This window comes from Mycobacterium sp. (assembly GCF_039583805.1).
Taxonomy (GTDB): Bacteria; Actinomycetota; Actinomycetes; order Mycobacteriales; family Mycobacteriaceae; genus Mycobacterium.
This window is the reverse complement of sequence record NZ_JAVKSH010000023.1, coordinates 9,101-35,362: the sequence shown is the minus strand read 5'-3', so window position 1 is coordinate 35,362 and position 26,262 is coordinate 9,101. Positions and strand designations below refer to the sequence as shown.

The following is a 26,262-nucleotide window of genomic DNA, read 5'->3' as shown; positions in this document are numbered from 1 at the left end:
ACCACCCGAACCGCCCAGCTCCGCGGCCGGCGGCCACCGTGTCCGGATGGGTGATCACGACCCGGCGTCCGCCCGGCTGCACCGAGTGCGCCCCGGCCATGGGGCCCTGCTGATTGCGGGCGATTTCCCGGTTTGTTGAGACGCCGGTCACTTAGGGTATGCCTATGCCGAACCTCAACGATTTTCCCGGGCAAGCCGCCGCCAAGCTGCAGCAGTATGTCCAACGCGGCGCGGCCGAACTGCATTACCTGCGCAAGATCGTCGAATCGGGTGCGTTCGGGCTGCAGGCACCGCAGAACTACGCGGCGGTGGCCGTCGACGCCCGCAAATGGGGTGAGATCGGCATGCTGCCGGCGTTGCACGCCCGGCGCACCCCCAACCGCGCCGCGGTCATCGACGACGAGGGCGCCCTCACCTTCAAGCAGCTCGACGAGGCTGCCCACGCTGTGGCCAACGGCCTCATCGCCAAGGGCGTGCGCGGCGGGGACGGGGTCGCGATCCTGGCGCGCAACCATCGCTGGTTCTGTATCGCGAACTTCGGCTGCGCGCGGGTCGGCGCCCGCATCATCCTGCTCAACAGCGAGTTCTCCGGCCCGCAGATCAAAGAGGTGGCCGAGCGGGAGGGCGCCAAGCTGATCATCTACGACGACGAGTACACCGCGGCGGTCGGCAAGGCCGACCCGCCGCTGGGCAGGCTGCGGGCGCTCGGCGTGAATCCCGACGCCGCTGATTCGTCGGGCAGCACCGACGAGACGCTGGCCGAGCTGATCGCCCGCAGCGGCACCGCGCCCGCGCCCAAGGCCAGCCGGAAAGCGTCGATCATCATCCTGACCAGCGGCACCACCGGAACCCCGAAAGGCGCCAACCGGAGTGCCCCGCCGACGCTCGCGCCGATCGGGGGCCTGTTGTCTCATGTCCCGTTCAAGGCCGGCGAGGTGACGTCGCTGCCGGCGCCGATGTTCCACGCGCTGGGATACGCGCTGTCCACTCTGGCGATGTTCCTGGGCTCGACGTTGGTGCTGCGCCGCCGGTTCAAGCCGGCGACCGCGCTGGAAGACATCGCCGAGCACAAGGCGACCGCGGTGGTGGTCGTCCCGGTGATGCTCGCGCGGATGCTCGACGCGCTGGAGAAGATGGAGACCAAACCCGACCTGTCGAGCCTGCGGATCGTGTTCGCCTCCGGCTCGGCGCTGGGCGCCGACCTGGCCACCCGGGCGATGCGCGACCTCGGCCCGGTCATCTACAACATGTACGGCTCGACCGAGGTCTCGTTCGCCACCATCGCGCGGCCGGGCGATCTTCAGATCAACCCGTCGACCGCCGGGCCGGTCGTCCCCGGCGCGAGGGTCAAGATCCTCGACGACAACGGTAAAGAACTGCCGCAGGGCGAGGTCGGGCGGATCTTCGTCGGCACCACCTTCCCATTCGAGGGATACACCGGCGGCGGCGGCAAGCAGATCGTCGACGGCATGCTGTCCTCCGGCGACGTGGGCTATTTCGACGAGCACGGCCTGCTCTACATCAGCGGCCGCGACGACGAGATGATCGTCTCCGGCGGCGAGAACGTCTTCCCCGCCGAGGTCGAGGACCTGATCAGCGGGCATCCCGCCGTGCTGGAGGCCACCGCGATCGGGGTCGACGACAAAGAGTTCGGCGCACGGCTGCGCGCGTTCGTAGTCAGAAAGCCCGATTCCGAGCTCAGCGAAGACGACGTCAAGCACTACGTGCGCGAGCACCTGGCCCGTTACAAGGTGCCCCGCGAGGTGGTGTTCCTCGACGAGCTGCCGCGCAACCCGACCGGCAAGATCCTCAAACGCGAGCTGCGCAACATCGCCACCGACTAACGGACGGCCTCCGGCTTATCCGTCGAATCCGGTTGCGCCGTCGAGCTGTTCGCGCAGGATGTCCAGGTGTCCGGCGTGGCGGGCGGTCTCTTCGATCATGTGCACGTAGATCCAGCGCAGCGACACTGCCCCGAGGTGAACGTGGGGCACCGTGTCGTCGAGGGCATACCGCGCTGCGATACGTCGAGAGTCTTCGCACTGGGATCGATACTCGGTGACCAGCGTGACCAGCGACTCCCCGGGACCTATCTCGAACTCCCACGCGCGCTCGTGCGGACGGCGGTTGTCGTCGGCGCGCTGGTGAAGCAGCTGGTCGAACCAGCCGTATTCGGCCCACCGCAGGTGTTTGACCAGCCCGCCCACCGTCGTCGCCGAGGCGACCAGCCGCCGGCGGGCGTCGGCGTCGGAAAGACCGGCGACCTTGCGCACCACGATCTCGCGGTAGTCGTCGAGAAACGCCTCAAGTGTGGCACGTTCGCCGACGGGACCTCGCCCGCGACGGCCCGGCGGTTCTTCTGCCATGATCGCCTCCGCTGCGTCGAGATTGCCGCTATGGCTGTGGTTTTCGTCGAATCACGACCCTAGCCGCAATCTCGCGGGGTCGCGGGGTCGCGGGGTCGCCGGCTTACGGGTCGCGCGGCAGGCCAAGCAGCCGCTCGGCGATGATGTTGAGCTGCACCTCCGACGTGCCGCCGTATATCGTGGTGGCACGGCTGGCGAGCAGGTATTCGTCCCACGTGCCGGGCGGTTGCTGCGGGTCGCCGATCGCAGCCTCGGTGCCGAAGGTGGACACCGCGAATTCGGCGTAGCCCTGCCCGGTGCGCATCGACAGCAGCTTGGAGATCGCGGCTGAGGGCATGGCGTCCCCGCCGGCCAGCGTCACCAACGTCGAACGCAGGTTCAGCAGCTTGGCGGCGTGACCCTCGGCGATCAACTGCCCGGCACGGTGCTGCGCGACCTGATCGAATTGGCCGTCGTGCATGAACGCGACGAACTGGTCGAGGTTGGCCAGGAACGGCGCCTCGCTACTGCCGATCGAAACCCGTTCCGCGGTCAGGGTATTGCGGCTGACCTCCCACCCCCGGTTCACCTCGCCGAGAACCAGCTCGTCGGGCACGAACACGTCGTCGATGAACACCGTGTTGAACATCGTGCGGCCGGTAAGCTCACGCAGCGGCTTGACTTGTACGCCTTCGGTTTTCATGTCCAGCAGGAAGTAGCTGATCCCGTTATGTTTTGGCGCGGAGGTGTCAGTTCTCGCCAGCAACGCGCCCCACTGCGAGAACTGCGCGGCGGTGGTCCAGATCTTCTGTCCCGTGATACGCCAGCCGCCGTCGGCGCGGACTGCCTTGGTGGTCAGTCCGGCCAGGTCTGATCCGGCGCCCGGCTCGGAAAACAGCTGGCACCAGAATATTTCGCCGCGGAAGGTGGGAGGCAGAAATCGCCGCTTCTGCTCCTCGGAGCCGAACGCCACGATGGACGGGACGATCCACGCCGCGATGGCTATCTGCGGTCGCCTGACCCGCCCGGCGGCGAACTCCTGGTCGATGACGATCTGCTCGACGGGACGGGCCGCCCGGCCCCACGGCTTGGGCAGATACGGCAGCACCCAGCCGCCCTCGGCGATAGCGACCGCGCGTTCTTCGCGGGGCATCGCTTTGAGAGCTGCGACCTCGGCGCGGATCTCGTCGCGCAGTTTCTCGGTGTCGGGGTCCAAGTCGATGTCGACTTTGCGCATGCCGGTGCTCGTCGCGGTGTCGACAACCCGCTGCGGGTAGTCGGTCCGGCGCCCGAAGCACGCGGCCAGCATCAGCGCGCGCCGATAGTAGACGCCTGCGTCGTGCTCCCAGGTGAAACCGATCCCGCCGTGCACCTGGATGCAGTCCTGGGTGCAGCGCTGAGCTGCCGCCGGCGCCAGCGTCGCCGCCACCGCCGCAGCGAACTCGACAGCCGATCCAGTGGTGTCCCAGTCGCTGTGGGCCGCTTCGTCGAGCGCGCGCGCCGCGTCCCAGACCGCCGCGGTGGCCCGCTCGGTGTCGGCGATCATCTCCGCGCAGCGGTGCTTGACGGCCTGGAACTGACCGATCGGCCGGCCGAACTGTTCGCGGATCTTGGCGTACTGCGCCGCGGTGTCGGTGGCCCACCGGGCGACGCCGACGGCCTCGGCGGACAACAGGGTCGAGATCAGCGCGTGCGCCGCCGTCATACCCAGATTGCTCAGCAGCGCGTCGTCGCCGACGTCGACGGCGTTGGCCCGCACATGCGCGATCGGCCGCAGCGGGTCGACGCTTCGCACCGGCTCGATCTCGAGTTGGTCGGCGCGCAGCACCACCCACTCGTCGCGGCTGTCGATCGCGACCGGCAGCACCAGCACCGACGCCTCACCGGCGGCCGGCACCGCCCGCGCTTCACCGCGGACCACCAGCCCGTCGCCGTGCCGGGTGGCGGTCAGCGCCGACTCCAGCGCGTAGGTGGCGATAGCCGCGCCAGATGCCAGCTCGGCCAGCAGCTTGGCGTTCGGGTCGTGCGCCGAGATCAGCGCACTGGCGACGGCCGACGGCGCGAACGGGCCGGGCACCGCGCCGTAGCCGAACTCGGCGAGCACCACGGCGAGCTCGAGGATCCCGAAGCCCTGACCGCCGACAGATTCGGCCAGGTGCACACCCTGCAGGCCCTGGTCGACGGCGGTCTGCCAATACGGCGGCGGGTTGTCGACCGGCGTCTCCATGGCGGCGTGCAGAACCTCCGACGGCGCTATCCGCGCCACCAGGGATCGCACCGAATCGGCGAGCTCGTGGTGCTCAGGAGTGATCGCAATCGGCATGGCATGCCTTCCTCGGTTTCCGGTGGGCGGTGTTTAATCTACTAACCGGTCGGTTGGCTCCCGACATGGGCCAACCGCACGCCGTCGCGCAATCGGCGGCACTCCGACTTTCGCGCCGGGGACAACGCGCGGGGCCCTCATCGCCACCGTGCGGCAATCCAACTGGCGATGACGTCGGCCAGCTCGCTGCGCGCCCCGGGGGTGGTGAAGTAATGATCGGTGGCGACGGCGCGCAGGGATTTGTCGTCGCCGGCCAGCGCGTCGTAGATGCGTTGCGCGTCCGACGGGAACACCCCGGTGTCGGCGTCGGCATTGATCACCAGCGCGGGGCAGGTGATACGGGCCAGGTGTGGCTCGGCTCGGGTCTGCGCTGTGCGCAGGCTCCACATGGACAGCCAGTTACGCAGCGTGCAGGCCGCCGCGATCCCGTGCGCAGACCGGTTGGCTTTGACCGGTACGCCCGCGTAGCACATGTTCGGTTGACGTTTGGTCGGCTCGATCGTGGCGTCGACCATGCGGGGATCGGCCCAGGTTCGCATCACCGCGAAAGGTCTGTCGGAAAACCCAGCTGCGCGAACACGCTTGAGCTCCCTTTCCGCCCAGTCGGTGATGGCGTGGTTACGTGCGGTCTGGGCTGACCGGTAGCGCGCCAGGAACTCCGGCGCATAGGGCGGGCCGTTGGCGGTGGTGAACAGGTCCAGATCGGGGTCGGTTGCGACGGGATCGTTCTCGTCGGTGACGGCCGCGTCCATCCAGGCGGTCAGGACGTCCGGGCGGCCGGGATGAGCGGCGGTGGCCACATACCCGTCCGCCGGCAGCAGCTCGGCCAGCCCGGCCGCCGGGCGCATGCCCGCCAGCGGGGTCACGTTCGGGTCGACCGCCTGTGACTGGTATCCGGCCATCAGGGAACCGCCGCCGGAGTTCCCCAGCAGTACAACCGTTTCCACACCTTGCACCTCGCGCAGCCAGCGCACGCCGACTCCGATGTCGACCAGCGCGTGGTCGAGCAGGAAGCTGCTCTCGAACCCGCGGAAACGGGTGTTCCAGCCGAGGAAGCCGATCCCGCGGGTCGCCAGGTAGTCGGCGAGATAGTGCTCGCAGAAGTCGATCTGGTAGTGCGTCGCGATCACCGCCACCTTCGGCTTGCGTCCCAGGCCGCGGTGGTACAACCCCTGGCACGGGTGCCCGCCCGCCCCGGCGCGGCGCGCAGTCGATGACGGCAGGCCGACGAATTCGCGGATCACCCCGGCTGCGGGCATGTCAGCCGGCTGGCGTCTAGCGGTCATGCCGCGTCGGCGATTCCGCGCGTCGGCCGGCCTGCTCAGACACCGTTTCGGGCCCCCTCTCGCTGCACCTTGGCAACCACTGGAAGCGAACTGAGCCTGATGTTAGATTCAGATTCCGATCTCCGCCAGAAACGCCTGCGGACGGGAAACGATGATCAAGCCGCACAACACCCACTCCGAATTCGAGACCAACTCCGAATTCGAGCTCGGCGGGATCAACCACGTCGCGCTGGTGTGCTCCGACATGGCCCGCACCGTCGACTTCTACAGCAACGTGCTCGGAATGCCGTTGGTCAAGTCGCTCGATCTGCCCGGCGGTCAGGGTCAGCACTTCTTCTTCGACGCCGGCAATGGCGACTGTGTCGCGTTCTTCTGGTTCGCCGACGCGCCGGACCGGGTGCCGGGCCTGTCGTCGCCGGCGGCCATTCCCGGCATCGGGGAGATCACCAGCGCGGTCAGCACCATGAACCACCTGGCGTTCCACGTCCCGGCCGAGAAGTTCGACGCCTACCGGCAGCGGCTCAAGGACAAGGGTGTACGGGTCGGTCCGATACTCAACCACGACGAGAGCGAGACGCAGGTGTCGCCGACGGTGCATCCCGGTGTGTACGTGCGGTCGTTCTACTTCCAGGACCCGGACGGTATCACCCTGGAATTCGCCTGCTGGGTCAAGGATTTCACTGCAGATGATGCGCAGGCCGTGCCGAAGACCGCGGCCGACCGGCGGGTGCCGGCGAGGAATTAGCACCGCGAGGCGAACTGTGAAGGCGAACCACCGCGTTATGGCTCAGCGGTACATCGCGGCGTCGGCGAGCCGGTCGATGATCGAGGTGAGTTGCTCGACAAGCTGGTCGACGTTCAGGGCTACGACGCCGGCAAGGCAGGCGGCGAGGGTGTGACCGGCGAACTACGGCCGCACGTCGAGCGGCCGATCGCCGATCGGCCTTACCGTGTGCCGCCGCGACGGACCCGGCCGGGCGGTGCCGACGACGGCCTGCTGGGGGTGGCGCTGCTGGCCGGCCCGGCCAACGTGATCATGCAGCTGGCGCGGCCCGGTGTCGGCTACGGCGTGCTGGAAAGCCGGGTCGAGAGCGGGCGGGTGGACCTGCACCCGATCAAGCGGGCGCGCACCACCTTCAGCTATCTGGCGGTGGCCACCGCCGGCAGCGACGCCCAGAAGGAAGCCTTTCGCCGGGCCGTCAACCATGCGCATGCGCAGGTGTACTCGACGCCCGAGAGCCCGGTCACCTACAACGCGTTCGACCCTGATCTGCAGCTGTGGGTGGCGGCCTGTCTGTACAAGGGCGCGGTGGACGTCCACCGGATTTTCATTGGCGAGATGGACGACGAGAACGCCGACCGGCACTACCGCGAAGGCATGGCGCTGGGCACCACACTGCAGGTGCCGCCACAGATGTGGCCGCCCGATCGCGCCGCATTCGACACCTACTGGCAGGAGTCGCTCGGTCAGGTGCGCATCGACGACGCTGTGCGCGAGTATCTCTATCCGATCGCGGCGGGCCGCCTGCCGGGCGTGCGGTTGCCCGGCCCGGTGCAGGGCTGGTCGGACGCTCGTGCCCTGCTGGTGACCACCGGCTTTCTGCCGCAACGGTTTCGCGACGAGATGCGGCTGCCGTGGGATGACACCATGCAGCGGCGGTTCGACCGGCTGATGGCGGTGCTGCGCGCGGCGAACGGTCTCATGCCGCGGTTCGCCCGGCAGTTCCCGTTCAACGTGATGCTGTGGGATCTGGACCGGCGCATGCGGACCGGGCGCCCGTTGGTGTGACGCCCCATTGATGGCAAGCCCCAGGTGCCCGCACGACACTTCGCGTAGGGTCGTTTGCGTGCGTAGCGAAGGTGACAGCTGGGACATCACGTCAAGTGTCGGCGAGACCGCGTTGTTCGTGGCCACGGCTCGGGCATTGGAGGCGCAAAAGCCCGACCCGCTCGCGGTGGACCCGTTCGCGGAGGTGTTCTGCCGCGCGGCCGGCGGACCCGCTGCTGACGTCCTCGACGGCAAGGCCCCCGAACACCCCTTGAAGACAAGGGATTTCGGTGACCATTTCGTCGACTTCCAGGGTGCCCGCACCCGATATTTCGACGAATACTTCCGCCGGGCCGCCGACGCCGGCGTGCGGCAGGTGGTCATCCTGGCAGCGGGCCTGGACTCGCGGGCGTACCGGTTGAGCTGGGCGCCCGGGACGACGATATTCGAGCTCGACCAACCGAAAGTCCTGGGCTTCAAGCGGGAGGTGCTCGCCGGACAGGGCGCCGAACCCAACGCCGAGCGCCGCGAGATCGCCGTCGACCTCCGTGACGACTGGCCACAAGCCTTGCAGAACAGCGGATTCGATGCTGCCAAGCCGTCGGCCTGGATCGCCGAAGGTTTGCTGATCTATCTCCCGGCCGGAGCGCAAGAGCAGCTGTTCACCGGGATCGACGCGCTGGCGGCGCCGGGCAGCCGCATCGCCGTCGAGGACGGGGCGCCGATGGATCCCGACAGGTTCACGACCGCGCTCGAGGCCGAACGCCGCGGTGAGGGCGCCGACCGCGTCTGGTTCCAGCTGGTCTACAACGAGCAGTTCGCACCGGCCGACCGGTGGTTGAGCGAGCGCGGCTGGACGGCGGTCGCCACTCCGCTGGCCGATTACCTGCGCGAGGTCGGCCGTCCCGTTCCCGAACCGGATGCCGAGGCCGGGCCGATGATCGCAAGCAACACCCTGGTCAGCGCCGTCAAGGCGGGACAGCAGACGGTGCAGGGTCCGCATCCAGGTGAGGACGCGCCCGCGGATGCGCAAGTGCCGAAGCGTTTTTTCCGTTCCTACGGATAACAGTTGCTGTTATAACCGCGCGTGCGGATAGGATCTCTGTGTGTCAGTCGTCCCGCGCCCACGGGAACGCCTCGCCCGGGTCGGGATCGCCGGACGAGGGAACCAATGCGTCTGGGCTGCCGACTACTCGAGTGTGGTCGGCCGGCAACCGGACCGGACAACCACGCCGGACGATGCGCCCCGTCAGCCGCCGGGGTCCGAGGAGGTGTCCCACCCGTGCACGCGACACCCGTCCGCACCGGCCACCGGATCGTGCGGTATCGTTCCCCAGATTACTGAAAATGATTATCATTAGATGAACCGGGCGCACGATCGGGAGAATCCCGCTAAGGAGGCGGTGGTGACGCGGTACGCGCAAAGGGTGACCCGACGTTCCGTGGCGGTCGAGGCCGTCGGACGGGGCGATCGCCCCATCTCGACAGTTAGGTTATGCAATGCTAACTTCAGCACGATGATCTTAGGTAACGCCGGCTCGAGAGGGGCTGGGGGACGTGGACAGCGCTGAAGGCGGTGGGCTCGCGACGCGGTCGGCACCGGCCCGGGTCGACGACGACGTCGTCAGCCGATTCGCCACCTGCTGCCGAGCCCTGGGCCTGGCGGTGTACGACCGGCGGCGTCCTGCCGACCTGCCCGCGGCCCGGTCCGGGTTCGCCGCGCTCACCCGCATCGCCCACGACCAGTGCGACGCCTGGACCGGCCTGGCCGCCGCCGGCGATGTGTCCGCCCGTGTGTTGGAATCGGTGGTGCGCACCGCGGCCACCGCGGGAATGCTGCAGCGCCAGGTGGAACTGGCGCCCGGTGCGCTGGGATTCCACTACGACACGGGCTTGTATCTGAGGTTTCGCGCCACCGAGCCCGACGGTTTTCGCCTCGCCTACGCGGCGGCCCTCATCGCCGACGGCGCGTACGCCGAGGCGCACGCGGTGATCGTCGACATCACGCAGCGCAGGCCGAACTGGCGGGACGCGCGCTGGGTCGCGGTCGCGTTGCACTACCGAACCGAGCGCTGGTCGGACGTCCTCAAACTGTTGACGCCGATCGTCACCGAGCCCGACCTCGCCGAGACCTATGCGCACGCCGCGAAGGTCACCCTGGGTATCGCCCTGGCCCGGTTGGGGATGTTCGCGCCGGCGCTGTCTTATCTGGAGGAGCCCGCAGGCCCGATTCCGGTGGCCGCGGTCGACGGTGCGCTGGCCAAGGCGCTGGTGCTGCGCGCCGACGCCGACGAGGACACCGCCCGCGAGGTCCTGCAGGACCTGTACGCGGCCCATCCCGACAACGACCAGGTTGAGCACGCTCTGTCCGACCTCAGTTTCGGTATCGTCACCACGACCGCGGCGCGGATCGAAGCCCGCGCCGACCCGTGGAATCCCGACACCGAGCCCAGTCCCGGCGATTTCGTCGACCCCGAGGCCCAGGAACGCAAGCGGGTGCTGCTGGCCGAGGCCGAACGTGAGCTCGACGAGTTCATCGGCTTGGACAAGGTTAAAGACCAGGTGGCCCGCTTGAAGAGCGCGGTGGCCATGGAACTGGTGCGCAGGCAGCGCGGGCTGGAGGTGGCCCAGCGCACCCACCACCTGGTGTTCACCGGGCCGCCCGGCACCGGCAAGACCACCATCGCCCGGGTGATTGCGAAAATCTATTGCGGCCTGGGCCTTCTGAAGAAGGAGAACATCAAAGAAGTGCACCGCGCCGACCTGATCGGCCAGCACATCGGTGAAACCGAGGCCAAGACCAACGCGATCATCGACAGCGCGCTGGACGGGGTGCTGTTCCTCGACGAGGCCTACTCGCTGGTGGCCACCGGCGCCAAGAACGACTTCGGTCTGGTGGCCATCGACACCCTGCTGGCCCGGATGGAAAACGACCGCGATCGGCTGGTGGTCATCGTCGCGGGTTACCGCGCCGACCTGGACCGGTTCCTCGACACCAACCAGGGTCTGCGGTCGCGCTTCACCCGCAGCATCGACTTCCCGTCGTACAAGCCGGCCGAGCTGATCGAGATCGCGAACTTCATGGCCGCTCGACGTGACAGCGTGTTCGAGCAGGCCGCGCTCGAGGATCTCGAAGCGTTGTTCGCGCATCTGGCCGACACGTCGAAACCCGATTCGGTCGGAGTGCAGCGCCGCGGCCTGGATATCGCGGGCAACGGCCGGTTCGTCCGCAATGTCGTCGAAAAGTCCGAGGAAGAACGCGAATTCCGGTTGGACCACTCCCAGCACGCCGAGACCGGTGAGTTCACCGACGAGGAGCTGATGACGATCACCGCCGCCGACGTCGGCCACTCGGTGGAACCGCTGCTGGCCGGCCTGGGTCTGCGGGAGCCGGCATGACGAATCCGGGACCAGCCGAACGGCGTTCGTTCACCTCGCGCACCCCGGTCAACGACAACCCCGACAAGGTGGTCTACCGCCGCGGCTTCGTCACCCGGCATCAGGTGAGCGGCTGGCGTTTCGTGATGCGCCGCATCGCCTCCGGCGTGGCCCTGCACGACACCCGGATGCTCGTCGATCCGCTGCGCACCCAGGCGCGCGCGGTGTCGACCGGTGTGCTGATCACGGTGACGGCGCTGGCGGGATGCTTCGCGTTCTCATTGATCCGGCCGAGCGGCTCGGCGGCCAACGACCCGGTGCTGGCCGACAGGTCCACCGCCGCGCTGTACGTCCGGGTGGCCGACCGGCTGCATCCGGTGTTGAACTTGACCTCGGCGCGGCTGATCGCCGGCCGCCCCGTCAACCCCACGATGGTGAAAAGCGCTGAGCTGGACAAGTTTCCGCGCGGAAACCTGATCGGCATCCCCGGCGCGCCGGAACGCATGGTCCAGAACACCGCCAAGGACGCCGACTGGACGGTGTGCGACGCCGCCAGTGGTCCGGCCAGCGGTGTCACGGTGATCGCCGGACCTGCGGACAGCAGCGGCACGCGGGCGGCCGCGCTGGACGCGCGGCGCGCGGTGCTGGCCCGAAACGGGGTCGCCACCTGGCTGCTGTGGGACGGCCGGCGCAGCCGCATCGACCTCGCCGACCGGGCGGTGACCGGCGCGCTGGGCTTGGGCAGCGACGTGCCCGCGCCGAGGGCCATCGCCACCGGCCTGTTCAACGCGATTCCCGAAGCGCCGGCGCTGACCGCCCCGGCGATCCCCGACGCCGGAAACCCGCCCCAGTTCCCGCTGCCGGTTCCCGCGCCGGTGGGTGCCGTCGTGGAATCGCATGCCCTGGAAGCACACTCAGGCGACACCACGGTGTACTACGCGGTTCTGCCCGACGGTCTGCAACCCGTCTCGCCGGTGCTGGCCGCGGTGCTGCGCAACGCCAACTCCTACGGCCTGGACCAGCCGCCCCGGCTGGGCGCCGACGAGGTGGCCAAGCTGCCGGTCTCGCGTGCGCTGGACACCGCCCGCTATCCCGAGCAGCGGATCAGCCTGGTCGACCCCGCCCGGGATCCGGTCACCTGCGTGTACTGGAGCAAGCCGGCCGGCGCGACCACCAACTCGCTGACCCTGCTGGCCGGGTCGGCATTGCCGGTGCCCGACGCGGTGCGCACCGAGGACCTCGTCGGCGGCGGCGACGGCGTCGCCACCCGGGTCGCGTTGGCGCCCGGCACCGGGTACTTCACCCAGACGGCAGGCCACGACGCCGGGTCGCCGGCCGCAGGGTCGCTGTTCTGGGTCTCCGACACCGGTGTGCGCTACGGCATCGACACCGAAACGGGCTCCGGGTCGAACCCGAAAACCGTTCAGGCACTGGGCTTGACACCTCCACCGCTGGCCGTTCCCTGGTCGATGCTGTCGCTGTTCGCGCCCGGTCCGACGCTGTCGCGCGCCGATGCGCTGCTGGCCCACGACGGCCTTGCACCCGACCCGCGGCCCAGCCGGTCCGCCTCAGCCCAGGAAGGGACGCCATGAGCCGGCTGATCTTCGAGGCGCGCCGGCGGCTGGCACCGCCGGCGACCCGCAAGGGAGCCATCACCATCGAGGCGCCGCCCGAGCTGCCCCGGGTCATTCCGCCGTCGCTGCTGCGACGGGCGCTGCCGATCCTGATCGTGATCCTGATCGTCGGGATGGTGGTCGCCATGGTCGCCACCGGCATGCGGATCATCTCCGCGCAGACGTTGTTCTTCCCGTTCGTGCTGCTGCTGGCTGCCACCGCGCTCTTCCGCGGCACCGACAACAAGACGCGCATCGAGGAGGTCGACGCCGAGCGCGCCGACTACCTGCGCTACCTGACGGTGGTCCGGGACAACATAAGGGAGCAGGCCGCGCAGCAGCGTGCGGCCGCGGAGTGGTCGCACCCCGACCCGGCAGACCTGGCCGCGATCCCCGGCTCGCGACGGCAGTGGGAACGCGACCCGGCCGACGCCGACTTCCTGGTGCTGCGCGCGGGCCGGCACACCGCGGCGCTCGACACGGCGCTTCGAGTCAACGACACCGCTGACGAGGTCGACCTGGAACCGGTGTGCCACAGCGCATTACGCAGCCTGCTGGAGGCTCAGCGGACCGTGCGCGACATACCGACCGGAATCGACCTGGCCCAGGTGTCGCGGATCACGGTGCTCGGCGAGACCAGCGAAGTGCGGGCGGTTCTGCGCGCCTGGCTCGCACAGGCGGTGACCTGGCACGACCCGACGGCGCTCGGCATCGCCCTGGCCACACCGGATCTGGAGTCACCGGACTGGTCGTGGCTCAAATGGCTCCCGCACGTGGATGTTCCGGGTCAGCTCGACGGCGTCGGTCCGGCCCGCTACCTGTCGACCAACATCGACGAATTGGCTGCGTCACTGGGGCCCGCCCTGGCTGAGCGGCCGCCCTTCACGGGTGGACCGGCCGACGCGCTGCGCCACCTGGTGGTCGTCGTGGACGACCCGGACTACGACGTGAACGCGTCGACACTGGCAGCCGGGTGGGCCGGAGTCACTGTCATCCATCACGGCTCCACCGCGCCGCACCGCGAGCAGTATTCAGATCCCGAGCGCCCGATCCTGCGGATCGCCGACGGCGTCATCGACCGCTGGCAGACCGGCGGCTGGCAGCGCTACATCGACCGCGCTGACCGGTTGGGCGCCGACGAGGCCGTGCATCTCGCCCGCCGGCTGTCGCGATGGGATTCCAACCCCTCCCACGGCGGGCTGCGATCGGCGGCGACCCGGGGCGCCTCGTTCACCACGCTGCTGGGTATCGCTGACGCGTCGCGGCTCGACGTGCCCACGCTGTGGGCGCCGCGAACCCGCGACGAGGAGCTACGCGTCCCGATCGGCGTCACCGCCACAGGTGAGCCGCTGTTCTTCGACCTCAAGGACGAGGCCGAGGGCGGCATGGGCCCGCACGGCCTGATGATCGGTATGACGGGTTCAGGCAAGTCGCAGATGTTGATGTCGATGCTGCTGTCGCTGTTGACAACTCATTCCGCCGACCGGCTGATCGTGATCTACGCCGATTTCAAAGGCGAGGCCGGCGCGGACAGCTTCCGTAACTTCCCGCAGGTTGTGGCGGTGATTTCGAACATGGCCGAGAAGAAGTCACTGGCCGATCGGTTCGCCGACACCCTGCGCGGTGAGGTGGCGCGTCGTGAGGTGCTGCTGCGCGAGGCCGGCCGCCGACTGCAGGGCAGCGCGTTCAACTCGGTGACCGAGTACGAGAACGCGATCGCCGCGGGACATGACTTGGCCCCGATCCCCACATTGTTCGTCGTCGCCGACGAGTTCACCCTGATGCTGGCCGACCACCCCGAGTACGCCGAGCTGTTCGACTACGTTGCGCGCAAAGGGCGCTCGTTCCGCATCCACATCCTGTTCGCCTCGCAGACACTGGACGTCGGCAAAATCAAGGACATCGACAAGAACACCTCGTACCGGATCGGGCTGAAGGTCGCCAGCCCCGCGGTGTCTCGGCAGGTGATCGGGGTGGAAGACGCCTACCACATCGAGTCCGGCAAAGAGCACAAGGGCGAAGGGTTTCTGGTGCCCGCCCCGGGTGCGGCCCCGATCAAGTTCCGCAGCACCTATGTCGACGGGATCTACGATCCGCCGCGCGCGGCGAAGACGGTGGTGATGCCGGCCATGCCCGAACCCACGCTGTTCACCGCCGGGCGCGTGGAACCCGACCCCGACACCGTTCTCCCCGGCGACGGCGAGGACGAACCGGCCGATCCGCCGCGCAAGTTGGTCGCCACCATCGGCGGGCAACTGGCGCGCTACGGCCCGCAGGCACCCGAGCTGTGGCTGCCGCCGCTGGACGACCCCATCGCGCTGGAAACACTGTTGGCCCGCGCCGGTGTGCCGCAACGGCAATGGCGCTGGCCCCTCGGCGAAATCGACAAGCCGTTCGAGATGCGTCGCGACCCGCTGGTGTTCGACGCGCGGTCGGCCGCCGGCAACATGGTGATCCACGGTGGGGCCAAGTCGGGCAAGTCGACTGCGCTGCAGACGTTCATCCTGTCAGGCGCCAGTCTGCACTCGCCGCACGAGCTGACGTTCTACTGCCTGGACTACGGCGGCGGGCGGCTGCGGGCGCTGGAGGACCTGGCGCACGTCGGCAGCGTGGCCTCGCCGCTGGAGCCGGAGCGTATCCGTCGCACCTTCGGTGAACTCGAACAGCTGATGCGGTCTCGCCAGCAGCGCGAGATGGTCCGTGATCGACTGGTGCCCAACGACGGATACGGCGAGGTGTTCCTGGTCGTCGACAACCTGTACGCCTTCAGCCGCGACAACACCGACCAGTTCAACACCCGAAACCCGTTGCTGGCCAAGGTCACCGAACTCGTCAACGTCGGACTGGCCTACGGGATCCATGTGATTATCACCACCCCGAGCTGGCTGGAGGTGCCGCTGGCGATGCGCGACGGCCTGGGCCTGCGGCTGGAGCTGAAACTGCACGACCCGCGCGACAGCAACGTCCGGGTGGCGGGCGCCCTGCGTCGTCCGGCCGAGTCCGTGCCGCCCGACCAGCCCGGCCGCGGGCTGACGATGGCGGCCGAGCATTTCCTGTTCGCCGAGCCCGATCTGAATCGGGTGGCGGCGCTCAACGCACGTCACCCCGGGGTGGCCGCGCCCCCGGTGCGGCTGCTGCCCGCCAACCTCGCGCCCGCCGCGGTCGGTGCCGTCTACCGGGGCGCCGACCGGATCGTCGTCGGGCAGCGCGAAGAGGACCTGGCGGCGGTCGAACTCGACTTCGCCGACAACCCGCTGCTGATGGTGTTCGGTGACGCCAAAACCGGCAAGACCACCCTGCTGCGGCACATCATCCGCACGCTCCGCGAGCACTCCAGCCCCGAGCACGTCGCGTTCACCGTGGTGGACCGCCGGCTGCACCTCGTCGACGAACCGCTGTTTCCCGACAACGAGTACACCACCAACGTCGACCGGCTCGTCCCGGCGATGCTCGGGCTGGCGGCGCTGATCGACAAGCGGCGGCCGCCGGCGGGCCTGTCACCGGGCGAGCTGACCCGGTGGTCCTACACCGGCCACACCCACTACCTGATCGTCGACGACGTCGACTCGATACCGGACACACCGGCGATGACCGGACCCCATGTCGGACAACGACCGTGGACCAGCCTGATCGGGCTGCTGTCCCAAGCCGGGGACCTGGGTCTGCGGGTGATCGTCACCGCCCGCGCGGCCGGGTCGGCACACGCGCTGATGACCAGCCCGCTGCTGCGGCGGCTGGGCGACCTGCAGGCGACCACGTTGATGCTGTCCGGAAGCCCGGCCGACGGCGGGAAAATCCGCGGCCAACGGTTCAACCGGCTGCCGCCGGGGCGGGCAATTCTGCTGGGCGACAGCGACAGCCCGACCTACGTTCAGCTGGTCAACCCCTTGGTCGAAGAAGGCGTCACCCTTGACCGTCGATGAGCCTCAGTGAAAGGAGTATCCGACATGACGTTGCGAGTGGTTCCCGAAGGTTTGGCCGGTGCCAGCGCCGCGGTGGAGGCCATCGCCGCGAGGCTGGCCGCCGCCCAGGCGGCGGCGGTCCCGTTGATCACCGCGGTGGTGCCGCCGGCGGTCGATCCGGTGTCGCTGCAGACCGTGGCCGCGTTCAGCGCCCAGGGCCAAGAGCATGCCGCGGTGGGCGCCGAAGGCGCCGAGGAGCTCGGCCGTGCCGGGGTCGGCGTCGGCGACGCAGGCGTCAGCTATGCGGTCGGTGATGCGGCCGCCGCGTCGACGTACCTGGGTTTCGTAGGCTGACGAAGGTGACACGGAGCTGGGGGCCGGGGAAGGTGGTGGATGAATTCGTTGCTACGGTAAGGGTTTTCGGTGATCGTGATCCAAACAAGGAAGTCCAGTGAAGGAAGTCCATTGCAGGAAGGATGTCAGTGATGAGTATGTTAGACGCGCACATCCCGCAGTTGGTGGCGTCGCAGTCGGCGTTTGCCGCCAAGGCCGGGTTGATGCGCTCGACCATCGGTCAGGCTGAGCAGGAGGCGTTGTCGGCGCAGGCGTTTCAGGCCGGGGAAGCCTCGGCGGCGTTCCAGGCCGCGCATGCCCGGTTCGTGGAGGCCGCGGCGAAGGTGAACGCCCTGCTGGATATCGCCCAGGCCAACCTGGGGGACGCGGCGGGCACGTACGTGGCCGCCGACGCCGCAGCCGCGTCCACGTATACCGGGTTCTAAAAGGACCCATACCGGGTTCTATAAAGAAAGGGCAGAACCGATGTCGCAGATCATGTACAACTACCCGGCGATGCTGGCCCACGCGGCCGACATGTCGGGGTATGCGGCCACCCTGCAGGGGTTGGGCGCCGATATCGCCAGTGAGCAAGCCGCGCTGTCGGGCGCCTGGCAGGGCGATACCGGGATGAGTTACCAGGCCTGGCAGGCGCAGTGGAATCAGGCCATGGCCGAGTTGGCTCGCGCCTATCACGCGATGGCCGGCACGCATGAAACCAACACCACCGCCATGCTGGCGCGCGACCAAGCCGAAGCCGCCAAATGGGGCGGCTGACCCGGACGGCCTGATGGACACCAAGCCCAACGCCGTCGAACTGACCGTCGACCAGGCGTGGTTTATTGCCGAAACCGTTGGCGCAGGCACGTTCCCATGGGTTCTGGCAATCACGACGCCGTACCGGGACGCCTCGGAGCGTGCCGTGTTCATCGAACGGCAGGCCGCCGAGTTGACCCGGATGGGCATGGTCTCCGCCGACGGATCGGTCAACGCGGCGGTGGCCGACTGGGTCCGGGTGGTGTGCTTTCCGCAGCGCTGGCTGGACCTTCGGTTCGTGGGACCCGGCGCGGACCCCGGCCGCGGCGAGCTGCTGCGCGGCGTCGTCGCGCGGCGCGGCGACAACACCGTGGTCGCGCTGCGCAACGCCGCGCTCGTCACGTTCACGGCGATGGACGTCCACGACGCGCGGGCGTTGGTGCCGGTGCTGTGTGTCGGCCTGGCGCAGCGGCCGCCGGCCCGGTTCGACGAGTTCAGCCTGCCGGCCCGGGTCGGCGCGCGCGCCGACGAGCGGCTGCGCACCGGCGCGCCCCTCGCCGACGTCGTCGAGTATCTGGGCATCCCGGAATCCGCGCGCCCCGTCGTGGAGGCGGTGTTCACCGGCCCGCGCAGCTACGTCGAAGTCGTCGCCGGCTGCGACCTCGACGGCCGGCACGCCACCACCGAAGTCGGCCTGAGCATCGTCGACACCACCGCGGGCAGAATCCTGGTCAGCCCGTGCCGGGGATTCGACGACGAGTGGATTTCGACATTCAGCCCGGGTACGCCGTTCGCGATCGCCGCCGCGATCGAGCGGCTGAACGCGTCGCTGCCAACCGGTCAGTGGTTCGGCGGAGAAAGACTTTCCCGCGATTTCAGCGTCCAGTCCACCTAGCGAGAACCACCACCAAACAGAGAAACCCCCACATCGAGAAAGAGGACCCATGTCCAGCGCTGTGATGCCCATCGTGCGAGTCGCGATCCTCGCCGACAGCCGGCTGACCGAGATGGCTCTGCCCGCCGAGTTGCCGCTGCGCGAAATCCTGCCCGCGGTCCAGCGTCTGGTGGTCCCGGCCGGCGGTGACGACGCCGCGGGCGGGTCTGCTCCCGGGGAGATCTCCGCCGACGGGGTGACTCGGCTCAGCCTCGCGCCGATCGGCGGCGCGCCGTTCAGCCTGGACGCCAGCCTGGACACCGTCGGTGTGGTCGACGGCGACCTGCTGGCCCTGCAACCGGTGCCGGCCGGGCCGGCCGCACCGGGGATCGTCGAGGACATCGCCGACGCCGCGGTGATCTTCTCGGCAGCCCGCCACAAGCCCTGGGGGATCATGCAGATCCGGGACGCGGCGCTGGCCGCCGCGGTCGGACTGGTGCTTGCCGCAACAGGTTTGGCGGTCACCGACCGGGCCGCCACCGGCACGGCGGCCGGACTGTTCGCGGTGAGCGCCATCGCGGTGGCTACGGCGCTGGCCGGGTTGGCGGCGCGTGCGCCGCGCGCCGGCCTGGCTCTGTCTATCGTCGCGCTGGTTCCGATCGCGGCCGCGTTGGCGCTGGCGGTACCGGGCCGCGTCGGGCCCGCTCAGCTGACGCTGGCCGCCGCCGGCGTCTGCGCGTGGTCGCTGATCAGCCTCATCCTGCCGAGCCGCGAAAACGACCGCACCATCGGGTTTTTCACCGCCGCCGCCGTCACCGGCGCGGGGGTGTTGCTGGCCGCCGCCGCCGAGTCGCTCTGGCAGCTGCCGATCGTCAGCCTCGGCTGCGGCCTGATTGTGCTGGCGCTGCTGGTCGTCGTCGAAGCGCCCCAGTTGTCCGCGCTGTGGTCGCGTTTCCCGCTGCCGGTGATTCCGGCGCCCGGGGATCCGGCTCCGTCGGCGCCGCCGCAGCGACTGCTGGAGGACCTGCCGCGCCGGGTGCGGACCAGCGACGCGCACCAGAGCGGGTTCGTCGCGGCCGCCGTGGCGCTGAGCGTGCTCGGATCGGTTGCGATCGGGCTGCGGCCCGAAACAGTGCCGGTGTGGGGCTGGTACCTGGTGGCGGCCGCCGCGGCCGCCACGGCGCTGCGGGCACGGGTGTGGGATTCGGCCGTCTGCAAGGCCTGGCTGCTGGCTCAGCCGTATCTGGTCGCCGCGGCGCTGTCGGTGCTCTACACCGCGACCGCGCGTTACGCTGCGGCACTGGTGGCGGTGCTGGTGCTCGCCGCGTTGGTGCTGGCGTGGGTGGTGGTTGCGGCCAACCCGCCGATCGCCTCGCCGGACAGTTACTCGTTGCCGCTGCGCCGACTGCTGGGTTTCGTCGCCTCGGGCATCGACGCGTCGCTGATCCCGGTGATGGCCTACCTGGTCGGTATCTTCAGCTGGGTGCTCGATCGATGATCCGTGTAATCGCTTGCCTCACAGTGATGTTCGCCGTGTCGCTGTGGACGTGTCCGGCGGCTCTGGCGATCAGCCCACCGGTCGTCGACCCCGGAGCCGCGCCGCCGGCCGGGGCGCCGGGCCCGGTCGTGCCGATGGAGCAGCGGGCCGACTGCAGCGTTTCCGGCGTGCTGCCGGGTACCGATCCGGGTGTGGCGACACCCGACCAGCTGATGATGGATCTTCCTGCGGCATGGCGCTTTTCGCGTGGCGACGGCCAAACGGTGGCTGTTCTCGACACGGGTGTGCGCCCGGGACCGCGGCTGCCGGGCGTCGAGCCCGGCGGCGACTACGTGGCATCGTCGGACGGCCTCACCGACTGCGACGGCCACGGGACAGTGGTCGCCGGGATCATCGCCGGCCAACCCGGCGACGACGGCTTCGCCGGGGTCGCGCCGGGAGCCCGGATACTGGCTCTGCGGGTGACGTCGGAGAAGTTTTCGCCGCGGGCCACCGGTGGCGATCCGGCGGCCGCACAGGCGTCTGCCTACGTCACCGCACTGGCCCGGGCGATCGTGCATGCCGCCGACCTCGGCGCGCGGGTGATCACCGTCTCGGCGGTGACCTGCCTGCCCGCCGACCGCACCATCGACCAGCCGGAGTTGGGTGCGGCGATCCGCTACGCCGTCGTCGACAAGGACGCCGTCGTCGTGGCCGCCGCCGGGAACAGCGGCGTCACCGGGTGGTCGGCCGGCGCAACGTCGTGTGAATCCAATCCGCTCACCGACGTGGGCCGTCCCGATGACGCCCGCAACTGGGCCGGCGTGACGTCGGTGTCGATCCCGTCGTGGTGGCAGCCCTACGTCCTGTCGGTGGCGTCGCTGACGCCCGGCGGCCAGCCGTCGAAATTCACGACGGCCGGGCCGTGGGTCGGCGTCGCCGCGCCCGGGGAGAACGTCGTGTCGGTGAGCAACCGTGACGACGGCGGCCTGGCCAACGGGCTGCCCAACGAGCGTCAGCAATTGATGGCGCTCGACGGCACCGGCTACGCGGCCGGATATGTCTCCGGCGTGGCAGCGCTGGTCCGCAGCAAGTATCCCGAACTGACCGCCGCCCAGGTGGTGCGCCGCATCACCGCCACCGCGGACAGCGGGGCCCGGGCGCCGTCCAACCTGGTCGGTGCCGGCACCGTGGACCCGGTGGCGGCGCTGACCTGGCAGCTGCCTGCCGGTGAGCCCAGCGCGGACCCGGTGAAGCCGGTCGCCGCGCCGCCGGAGCCGGCGCCGGGCGACCACACGCCGCGTCTCGTCGCGTTCATGGGCACGGCGGCCCTGGCCCTGGCCGTCGTGGCCGCCGCCGCGATCGCCGCGCATCGACGAAAGGACCCCACCCCGTGACGACCTACCGCTACCCGTCGTCGCCCACCGGACGAATCACGCTGGTGCTGTTGGCCGTTGTGGCAGTGGCGATCGCCTACCCGTGGCAGGCGGCACGCGAGCGTTGGCTCCTCGGCGCGGCCGTCGCGGTAGTCGTCGTGTCGCTGGCCCGGTGGCGCGGGCTGGCGCTGACGACCATGCTGCGTCGCCGGGTCGGGATGCTGCTCCGCACCCGGGGTGGGCATCCGAACCACGGGGCCGCCGCCGTGTCGCGGACCACCGCCCTGCTGCGGGTGACACCGCCGGACCCGGCCGCCGACGCGCTGCCGCTGCCGCTGATTGCCCGATACCTGGATCGCTACGGCCTGCGCGCCGACGCGGTGCGGGTGGTCAGCCGGGACACCAGCACCGAATCCGGTGTGCGGGAACGGGAAACCTGGATCGGTGTGACATTCGCCGCCGCGGACAACCTCGCCGCCCTGCAGGCCCGCTCGGCGCAGATCCCGCTGCAGACGACGGCCGAGGTCGCGGTGCGTCGCCTCGCCGACCACCTGCGCGAAACCGGTTGGGCCGCAACCACCGTCGACCCGGAGGAGATTCCGCCGGTGGTCGCGCCGGCCGGCCGGGAAACCTGGCACGCCGTCGACGAGCCGGGCGGGCAGCACGTCGCCGCCTACCGCGTCACGGTCGACGACGCGCTGGCATCCACGCTCGAGGCGATCTGGGCATACCCGGCCCGCGAAACCTGGTCGGTGCTGCAGATGGCCGGCTCGGCCGAACGCCGGACGCTGGCCGTCGCCTGCGCGTTCCGCACCGACAGCGGGCCCGGCCGCGGCGCACCGCTGCCGGGGCTGGCGCCGCAGTCGGGCAATCACCGGCCGGCGCTGGCGGCGTCGCACCCGTCGTCGACGCAGCTTCTCGACGGGCACGCCGTCCCGCCGGCCGGGACGCTGGCGCAGCTGCACTGGCCGAGTAGCGCCCGGCAACCCAGCGAGCCGCGCCGGGCAACAGCTAGCCGAACATGAACTCCTGCAGGAACTGCGTCATGCGACGCAGGTAGTCGGCTTTGTTGATGTGCAGCAGGTGGCTTCCCGGGAACCAGTGCAGAAGACAGTGATCCCAGTGCTGCCACAGCATTTCGGCCTGCCTCGGCGGTGCGAAGCGGTCGCCGAGACCGGTGATGATCAGCCGTCGCTCCCGGGCAACCACCGGTTGGTAGTTCAACGGACAGTGGTAGGCGAGCCCCGCGACAAGCGACTCCCAGCTGATATCGGCGAGCCGCAGACCCAGCGCGATGACCTTGTTCGCCGGAAACCATTCGTCGAACGTCGCGTGCGGTGCGACGACGGGGCAGTTGGGGATCACCGCCTCGAGCCGGTCGTCCACCGCGGCGATCAACGACGCCGTGTAGCCGCCCAGCGAGACGCCGGTCAGCGCGATGCGGTCCACACCGGTGTGGCGCAGATAGTCGAGAATCGTCCGGAAGTCGTGTACGGCCTGCGCCATCGCCTCGGCGAAGCCGGTGAGCCCGTGCGCGAAGTAGCCGTAACCGCTGAACGGCGAATACTTTTCGCCCCGCCGGCCGTGGAACGGCAACGTGTACAGCAACACGTCGTAGCCGGCCCGGTAGTACCACGGCAACGAGAAGAACCGCCCGTTGAGCAGGTAGGCCGAGCCCAGGAAGCCGTGGATGACGCACAACGTCGGGCGTGGTCCGTCGTCGTGGCGCCAGTGCTGCGCCTGCACCACGTTGTTGCGGCTTAGGGCATGCCACTGGCTGCGCACCGACGGGTTGACGGCCTCGAAACTGCTTGTGAATGAGATGTTCTCGACCTTGCCGTGCGCCACCCTTTCGGCCAGCGGGTTCGCCCGGCGAGCGGTGACGCGTGGCCGCGCGGTCGGCGCCGGAAAAGACTTCGCCGCATCGTGCTCGGCCGCCAGCGCCGCGTAGAAGGCGAGATTGTCGCGCTCCCGCTGCGATTCGGCGCGGTGCAGGGCGGCGGCGCCGACGGCCGGGGCCATCGCGACCCCCAGCATCGAGGCGACCGCGGTGCGCACGGCGACGTCGCCGAGCGCGGAGGCGTCGACGACGAGCCGTTGACGCGGGGACAGCGAGGATCGCGGGGGAAGCCCGCCGGCGCGCACGTCGCCACCGGAGCTGTCCGGGAGCGCGCCGAGCGGGTCGGGAGCGGCGTCGGACGTCACACCCCCGATGCTAACGGGTAGCGATCACCCGGACAGGCCGAACAGCGCCGCGGAGTTGTCGTAGAAGACACGGCGCAGCCAGGCGTCGTCGACACCGGGAAGCCGGGTGATCGACCGCATGGCCTCCGGGTAGGCATAGGGAATGTTGGGAAAATCGCTGCCGAACAGGATGCGGTCGCCCAGTCGGCGCAGCCGGGGCAGCGCCGACGTCGGGAACGGCATGGTGTCCTCGGTGAACGGAGTGAACGCCATCGTGGTGTCCAGGCGCACCTCGGCGAAGCGTTCACAGATGTCGAGAAAATCGGTGTACTCCGGCATCCCCAGATGCGCGACGATCAGGCGCAGCCGCGGAAACCTGCGCAACAGTCGGCGCATCGGCGCGGGCCCGGTGTGCTCGCCCGCCACCGGTCCGGACCCGCAGTGGATGACCACCGGAACGCGGGCGTCTTCGATGACACCCCAGACCCGATCCAGCATTGGGTCGTTGGGGTCGTAGTGCCCGACCTGAATGTGCGCCTTGAACACCCGGGTCCCGTTCGCGATGGCGGCGCCGACGTAGGAGGCGGCGTCCGGTTCGGGGTAAAACGTCGCGGTGGCAAGGCAATCCGGCGTGCAGCGGGCGAACTGCGCGGCCCACTGGTTCAGCCACGCCGCCATGTGCGGCTTGTGCGGGTAGACCAGCGCCGTGAAGGCCCGCACGCCGAATTCCCGCAGCGTGCCCAGCCGCCGGGCCTCGTCGGCCCGGTACATGATCGGCCACCGGCGGCCGACCAGCGGACCGGCGGAGTCGAAGTAGTTCCACACCTTGTCCAACACCCGCCGGGGCATGAAATGGGTGTGTACGTCGACGATGCCGGGAAGGCCCAGCGCCGACCAGATCGCGCGTACCGATTCCGCCTCGTCGGCCGGGCTCGCGAGCGGGTGCTTGTCGGCCATCGTCCATCCTCGACTTGTCCGGTGCGTATGCGGTAACAGGGCGGTAATAGGTTTGTCTACAGCAGTCGACACGAGGCTGTCGATCGGGAGGACCGGCAATGTGGAATCCGGAGCTTTACCTGGCCTTCGCGGACCAGCGCGCCCGCCCGTTCGGCGACCTGCTGTCGCGGGTGGGGGCCGAGCGGCCGCGCCGGGTGGTCGACCTGGGGTGCGGCGCCGGCAACCTGACCGCGCTGCTGGCCCGGCGCTGGCCCGGCGCGGTGATCGAGGCGTTGGACAGCTCCCCGGAGATGGTCGCCGCCGCGCGTGAACGCGGCATCGACGCGCAGGTCGGCGACCTGCGGACCTGGAAGCCGCAGCGCGACACCGACGTGGTGGTCAGCAACGCCGCCGCGCAGTGGGTGCCCGAACATGCCGAGTTGATGGTGCGGTGGGCCGGCACCCTGCCGGCCGGCGCGTGGATGGCGGTGCAGATGCCAGGCAACTTCGAAAGCCCGTCGCATGCTGCCGTGCGGGCAGTGGCCCGTCGTGATCCCTTTGCAAAAGTACTGCGCGACATACCGTTTCGGGTGGGCACGGTGGTCGAGATGCCGGAACACTATGCCGAACTGCTGACCGACGCCGGATGCACGGTCGACGCCTGGGAAACCACCTACCTGCATCAGCTGACCGGCGAGCACCCGGTGTTGAACTGGATCAGCGGCAGCACGCTGCTGCCGGTGCGCGAGCGGCTCGACGACGCTGAATGGCAGCAGTTCCGCGCCGAGCTCGTCCCGCTGCTCGACGACGCCTACCCGACTCGGTCGGACGGGACCACGTTCTTCCCGTTCCGGCGGCTGTTCGTCGTCGCGCAGTTGCGCCAATAGCCCTGCCGCGTCAGCAAAGACCGGTGAACTCGCCCGCCCAGCTGTTCTCCGAGACGAACTCTGCGAGCGGCCGCGCGTAGGCCCAGTCGTCCAGCTCCAGTGCCGGCCGGTCGGGGAATTCGGGCACCGGGCCCAGGCACAGGATCGCCACCGGTTCGGCGTCGGCGGGCATGGCCAGCAGGGCCGCCAGCCGTCGCGGGTCGAACAGCGATACCCAGCCCAGCCCCAGTCCCTCGGATCGTGCTGCCAGCCAAAGGTTTTGGATCGCACACGACACCGACGCGAGATCCATCTGGGGCAGGGTGCGCCGACCGAAGACGTGGGCGTCTCTGCCGTCGCCCAGCGCCACCACCAGAAGTTCGGCGCAGTCCCGGATGCCTTCGACCTTGAGCGCCAGGAACTCCTGCGCCCGCGGGCCCAGGGCCGCAGCCGTGTGCCGGCGCTCGTCGTCGACCAGGGCGTGGATGCGCTCCCGCAGCCCGGCGTCGGTGATCCGGATGAACCGCCACGGCTGCATCAAACCCACGCTGGGCGCGGCGTGCGCGGCATGCAGCAAGCGCGTCAACACCGTGCCGGGCACCGCGCTGCCCGGCACGAACCGGCGCATGTCACGCCGCTCGGCGATCACGCGATACACCGCGCGGCGCTGCGCCGGGCTGTAGGCGTGATCGTCCACCGGGTCATCGTAAAAGGACGGCAGAATGTCGATCGCAGCGCACACAAAGGAGCCGCGTTTATGAAAGTGCCCGAATCACGCGAGCAGTTGCCCAACCAGGCCGCCGGATACGTCTGCGGTGAGCCCTACCAGACGCCGGACGGGACAA

Annotated in this window: 21 protein-coding genes; 15 read left to right on the top strand and 6 right to left on the bottom strand. The window is 69.5% G+C overall.

Annotated features, from left to right (window positions below; all coding sequences use genetic code 11):
• Positions 1–164: 164 nt before the first annotated feature.
• Complete coding sequence (gene fadD2, locus ABDW21_RS04835; RefSeq protein ID WP_343710135.1) at positions 165–1,844, top strand: long-chain-fatty-acid--CoA ligase FadD2; 1,680 nt, start codon at positions 165–167, stop codon at positions 1,842–1,844.
• Positions 1,845–1,859: 15 nt separating this feature from the next.
• On the opposite strand, the gene ABDW21_RS04830 is transcribed toward fadD2, so the two are convergent.
• The 3 genes from ABDW21_RS04830 to ABDW21_RS04820 all read right to left on the bottom strand — a co-directional run bounded on the left by ABDW21_RS04830 (position 1,860) and on the right by ABDW21_RS04820 (position 5,927).
• Positions 1,860–2,366, bottom strand: coding sequence for a DinB family protein (locus tag ABDW21_RS04830; protein WP_343710134.1), 507 nt, complete (start codon positions 2,364–2,366; stop codon positions 1,860–1,862).
• A gap of 103 nt (positions 2,367–2,469) precedes the next feature.
• Complete coding sequence (locus tag ABDW21_RS04825; RefSeq protein ID WP_343600401.1) at positions 2,470–4,668, bottom strand: acyl-CoA dehydrogenase; 2,199 nt, start codon at positions 4,666–4,668, stop codon at positions 2,470–2,472.
• Positions 4,669–4,805: 137 nt separating this feature from the next.
• The gene (locus tag ABDW21_RS04820; RefSeq protein WP_343600400.1) at positions 4,806–5,927 is read right to left on the bottom strand and encodes an alpha/beta hydrolase; all 1,122 of its coding nucleotides are present in this window, start codon (positions 5,925–5,927) and stop codon (positions 4,806–4,808) included.
• 178 nt (positions 5,928–6,105) lie between these two features.
• Between ABDW21_RS04820 and ABDW21_RS04815 the strand changes: the two genes are divergently transcribed.
• The 13 genes from ABDW21_RS04815 to eccE all read left to right on the top strand — a co-directional run bounded on the left by ABDW21_RS04815 (position 6,106) and on the right by eccE (position 22,456).
• Positions 6,106–6,699 (top strand): VOC family protein, encoded by a 594-nt coding sequence (locus ABDW21_RS04815; protein ID WP_343600399.1) that lies wholly within the window; start codon positions 6,106–6,108, stop codon positions 6,697–6,699.
• Positions 6,700–6,849: 150 nt separating this feature from the next.
• A complete protein-coding gene (locus ABDW21_RS04810; protein ID WP_343600405.1) occupies positions 6,850–7,743 on the top strand; it encodes an oxygenase MpaB family protein in 894 nt (297 codons plus the stop codon).
• A 58-nt stretch (positions 7,744–7,801) separates the two neighbouring features.
• Positions 7,802–8,788, top strand: a complete 987-nt coding sequence (locus tag ABDW21_RS04805) for a class I SAM-dependent methyltransferase (protein ID WP_343600398.1) — start codon at positions 7,802–7,804, stop codon at positions 8,786–8,788.
• Positions 8,789–9,279: 491 nt separating this feature from the next.
• Complete coding sequence (gene eccA, locus ABDW21_RS04800; RefSeq protein WP_343600397.1) at positions 9,280–11,121, top strand: type VII secretion AAA-ATPase EccA; 1,842 nt, start codon at positions 9,280–9,282, stop codon at positions 11,119–11,121.
• Positions 11,118–12,692, top strand: a complete 1,575-nt coding sequence (eccB, locus tag ABDW21_RS04795) for a type VII secretion protein EccB (RefSeq protein WP_343600396.1) — start codon at positions 11,118–11,120, stop codon at positions 12,690–12,692. The genes eccA and eccB overlap by 4 nt, the downstream gene beginning before the upstream one ends.
• A complete protein-coding gene (gene eccCa, locus ABDW21_RS04790; RefSeq protein WP_343600395.1) occupies positions 12,689–16,636 on the top strand; it encodes a type VII secretion protein EccCa in 3,948 nt (1,315 codons plus the stop codon). The genes eccB and eccCa overlap by 4 nt, the downstream gene beginning before the upstream one ends.
• Before the next feature lie 24 nt (positions 16,637–16,660).
• Positions 16,661–16,969 (top strand): PE family protein, encoded by a 309-nt coding sequence (locus ABDW21_RS04785; RefSeq protein ID WP_343600394.1) that lies wholly within the window; start codon positions 16,661–16,663, stop codon positions 16,967–16,969.
• A gap of 131 nt (positions 16,970–17,100) precedes the next feature.
• Positions 17,101–17,394, top strand: a complete 294-nt coding sequence (esxG, locus tag ABDW21_RS04780; protein WP_343600393.1) for a type VII secretion system protein EsxG — start codon at positions 17,101–17,103, stop codon at positions 17,392–17,394.
• A gap of 40 nt (positions 17,395–17,434) precedes the next feature.
• Positions 17,435–17,725, top strand: a complete 291-nt coding sequence (locus tag ABDW21_RS04775) for a WXG100 family type VII secretion target (RefSeq protein ID WP_343600392.1) — start codon at positions 17,435–17,437, stop codon at positions 17,723–17,725.
• Positions 17,726–17,738: 13 nt separating this feature from the next.
• The gene (locus ABDW21_RS04770) at positions 17,739–18,599 is read left to right on the top strand and encodes an ESX secretion-associated protein EspG (protein WP_343600391.1); all 861 of its coding nucleotides are present in this window, start codon (positions 17,739–17,741) and stop codon (positions 18,597–18,599) included.
• Positions 18,600–18,648: 49 nt separating this feature from the next.
• On the top strand, positions 18,649–20,076 hold the full coding sequence (gene eccD / locus ABDW21_RS04765) for a type VII secretion integral membrane protein EccD (protein WP_343600390.1): 1,428 nt from the start codon (positions 18,649–18,651) through the stop codon (positions 20,074–20,076).
• The gene (mycP, locus tag ABDW21_RS04760) at positions 20,073–21,452 is read left to right on the top strand and encodes a type VII secretion-associated serine protease mycosin (RefSeq protein ID WP_343710133.1); all 1,380 of its coding nucleotides are present in this window, start codon (positions 20,073–20,075) and stop codon (positions 21,450–21,452) included. Before eccD ends, mycP begins: the two co-directional genes overlap by 4 nt.
• Positions 21,449–22,456, top strand: coding sequence for a type VII secretion protein EccE (gene eccE / locus ABDW21_RS04755; RefSeq protein ID WP_343710132.1), 1,008 nt, complete (start codon positions 21,449–21,451; stop codon positions 22,454–22,456). Before mycP ends, eccE begins: the two co-directional genes overlap by 4 nt.
• Here the strand turns inward: eccE and ABDW21_RS04750 are convergent.
• Together ABDW21_RS04750 and ABDW21_RS04745 are read right to left on the bottom strand one after the other, a co-directional pair.
• Positions 22,443–23,636 carry an alpha/beta fold hydrolase gene (locus ABDW21_RS04750; RefSeq protein WP_343710131.1) on the bottom strand — a complete coding sequence of 398 codons (1,194 nt, stop codon included), beginning with the start codon at positions 23,634–23,636 and terminating at the stop codon, positions 22,443–22,445. The two genes, eccE and ABDW21_RS04750, sit on opposite strands and share 14 nt — an antisense overlap.
• 24 nt (positions 23,637–23,660) lie before the next feature.
• Positions 23,661–24,572 carry an amidohydrolase family protein gene (locus ABDW21_RS04745; RefSeq protein ID WP_343600386.1) on the bottom strand — a complete coding sequence of 304 codons (912 nt, stop codon included), beginning with the start codon at positions 24,570–24,572 and terminating at the stop codon, positions 23,661–23,663.
• Between the two features lie 98 nt (positions 24,573–24,670).
• On the opposite strand from ABDW21_RS04745, the gene ABDW21_RS04740 reads away from it, so the two are divergent.
• Complete coding sequence (locus ABDW21_RS04740; protein WP_343600385.1) at positions 24,671–25,438, top strand: trans-aconitate 2-methyltransferase; 768 nt, start codon at positions 24,671–24,673, stop codon at positions 25,436–25,438.
• Between the two features lie 10 nt (positions 25,439–25,448).
• Here ABDW21_RS04740 and bluB read toward each other — a convergent pair whose 3' ends face one another.
• Positions 25,449–26,114: a 5,6-dimethylbenzimidazole synthase gene (bluB, locus tag ABDW21_RS04735; protein ID WP_343600384.1), complete on the bottom strand. Its 666-nt coding sequence runs from the start codon at positions 26,112–26,114 to the stop codon at positions 25,449–25,451.
• Positions 26,115–26,262 lie beyond the last annotated feature (148 nt).

What these genes read in the sequence shown, in the direction of transcription:
- fadD2 (WP_343710135.1), top strand. Translation starts at nt 165, where the DNA reads ATGCCGAACCTCAACGATTTTCCCGGGCAAGCCGCCGCCAAGCTGCAG.
- ABDW21_RS04830 (WP_343710134.1), bottom strand. Translation starts at nt 2,366, where the DNA reads ATGGCAGAAGAACCGCCGGGCCGTCGCGGGCGAGGTCCCGTCGGCGAA.
- ABDW21_RS04825 (WP_343600401.1), bottom strand. Translation starts at nt 4,668, where the DNA reads ATGCCGATTGCGATCACTCCTGAGCACCACGAGCTCGCCGATTCGGTG.
- ABDW21_RS04820 (WP_343600400.1), bottom strand. Translation starts at nt 5,927, where the DNA reads ATGCCCGCAGCCGGGGTGATCCGCGAATTCGTCGGCCTGCCGTCATCG.
- ABDW21_RS04815 (WP_343600399.1), top strand. Translation starts at nt 6,106, where the DNA reads ATGATCAAGCCGCACAACACCCACTCCGAATTCGAGACCAACTCCGAA.
- eccB (WP_343600396.1), top strand. Translation starts at nt 11,118, where the DNA reads ATGACGAATCCGGGACCAGCCGAACGGCGTTCGTTCACCTCGCGCACC.
- eccCa (WP_343600395.1), top strand. Translation starts at nt 12,689, where the DNA reads ATGAGCCGGCTGATCTTCGAGGCGCGCCGGCGGCTGGCACCGCCGGCG.
- ABDW21_RS04785 (WP_343600394.1), top strand. Translation starts at nt 16,661, where the DNA reads ATGACGTTGCGAGTGGTTCCCGAAGGTTTGGCCGGTGCCAGCGCCGCG.
- esxG (WP_343600393.1), top strand. Translation starts at nt 17,101, where the DNA reads ATGAGTATGTTAGACGCGCACATCCCGCAGTTGGTGGCGTCGCAGTCG.
- ABDW21_RS04775 (WP_343600392.1), top strand. Translation starts at nt 17,435, where the DNA reads ATGTCGCAGATCATGTACAACTACCCGGCGATGCTGGCCCACGCGGCC.
- ABDW21_RS04770 (WP_343600391.1), top strand. Translation starts at nt 17,739, where the DNA reads ATGGACACCAAGCCCAACGCCGTCGAACTGACCGTCGACCAGGCGTGG.
- eccD (WP_343600390.1), top strand. Translation starts at nt 18,649, where the DNA reads ATGTCCAGCGCTGTGATGCCCATCGTGCGAGTCGCGATCCTCGCCGAC.
- mycP (WP_343710133.1), top strand. Translation starts at nt 20,073, where the DNA reads ATGATCCGTGTAATCGCTTGCCTCACAGTGATGTTCGCCGTGTCGCTG.
- ABDW21_RS04745 (WP_343600386.1), bottom strand. Translation starts at nt 24,572, where the DNA reads ATGGCCGACAAGCACCCGCTCGCGAGCCCGGCCGACGAGGCGGAATCG.
- ABDW21_RS04740 (WP_343600385.1), top strand. Translation starts at nt 24,671, where the DNA reads ATGTGGAATCCGGAGCTTTACCTGGCCTTCGCGGACCAGCGCGCCCGC.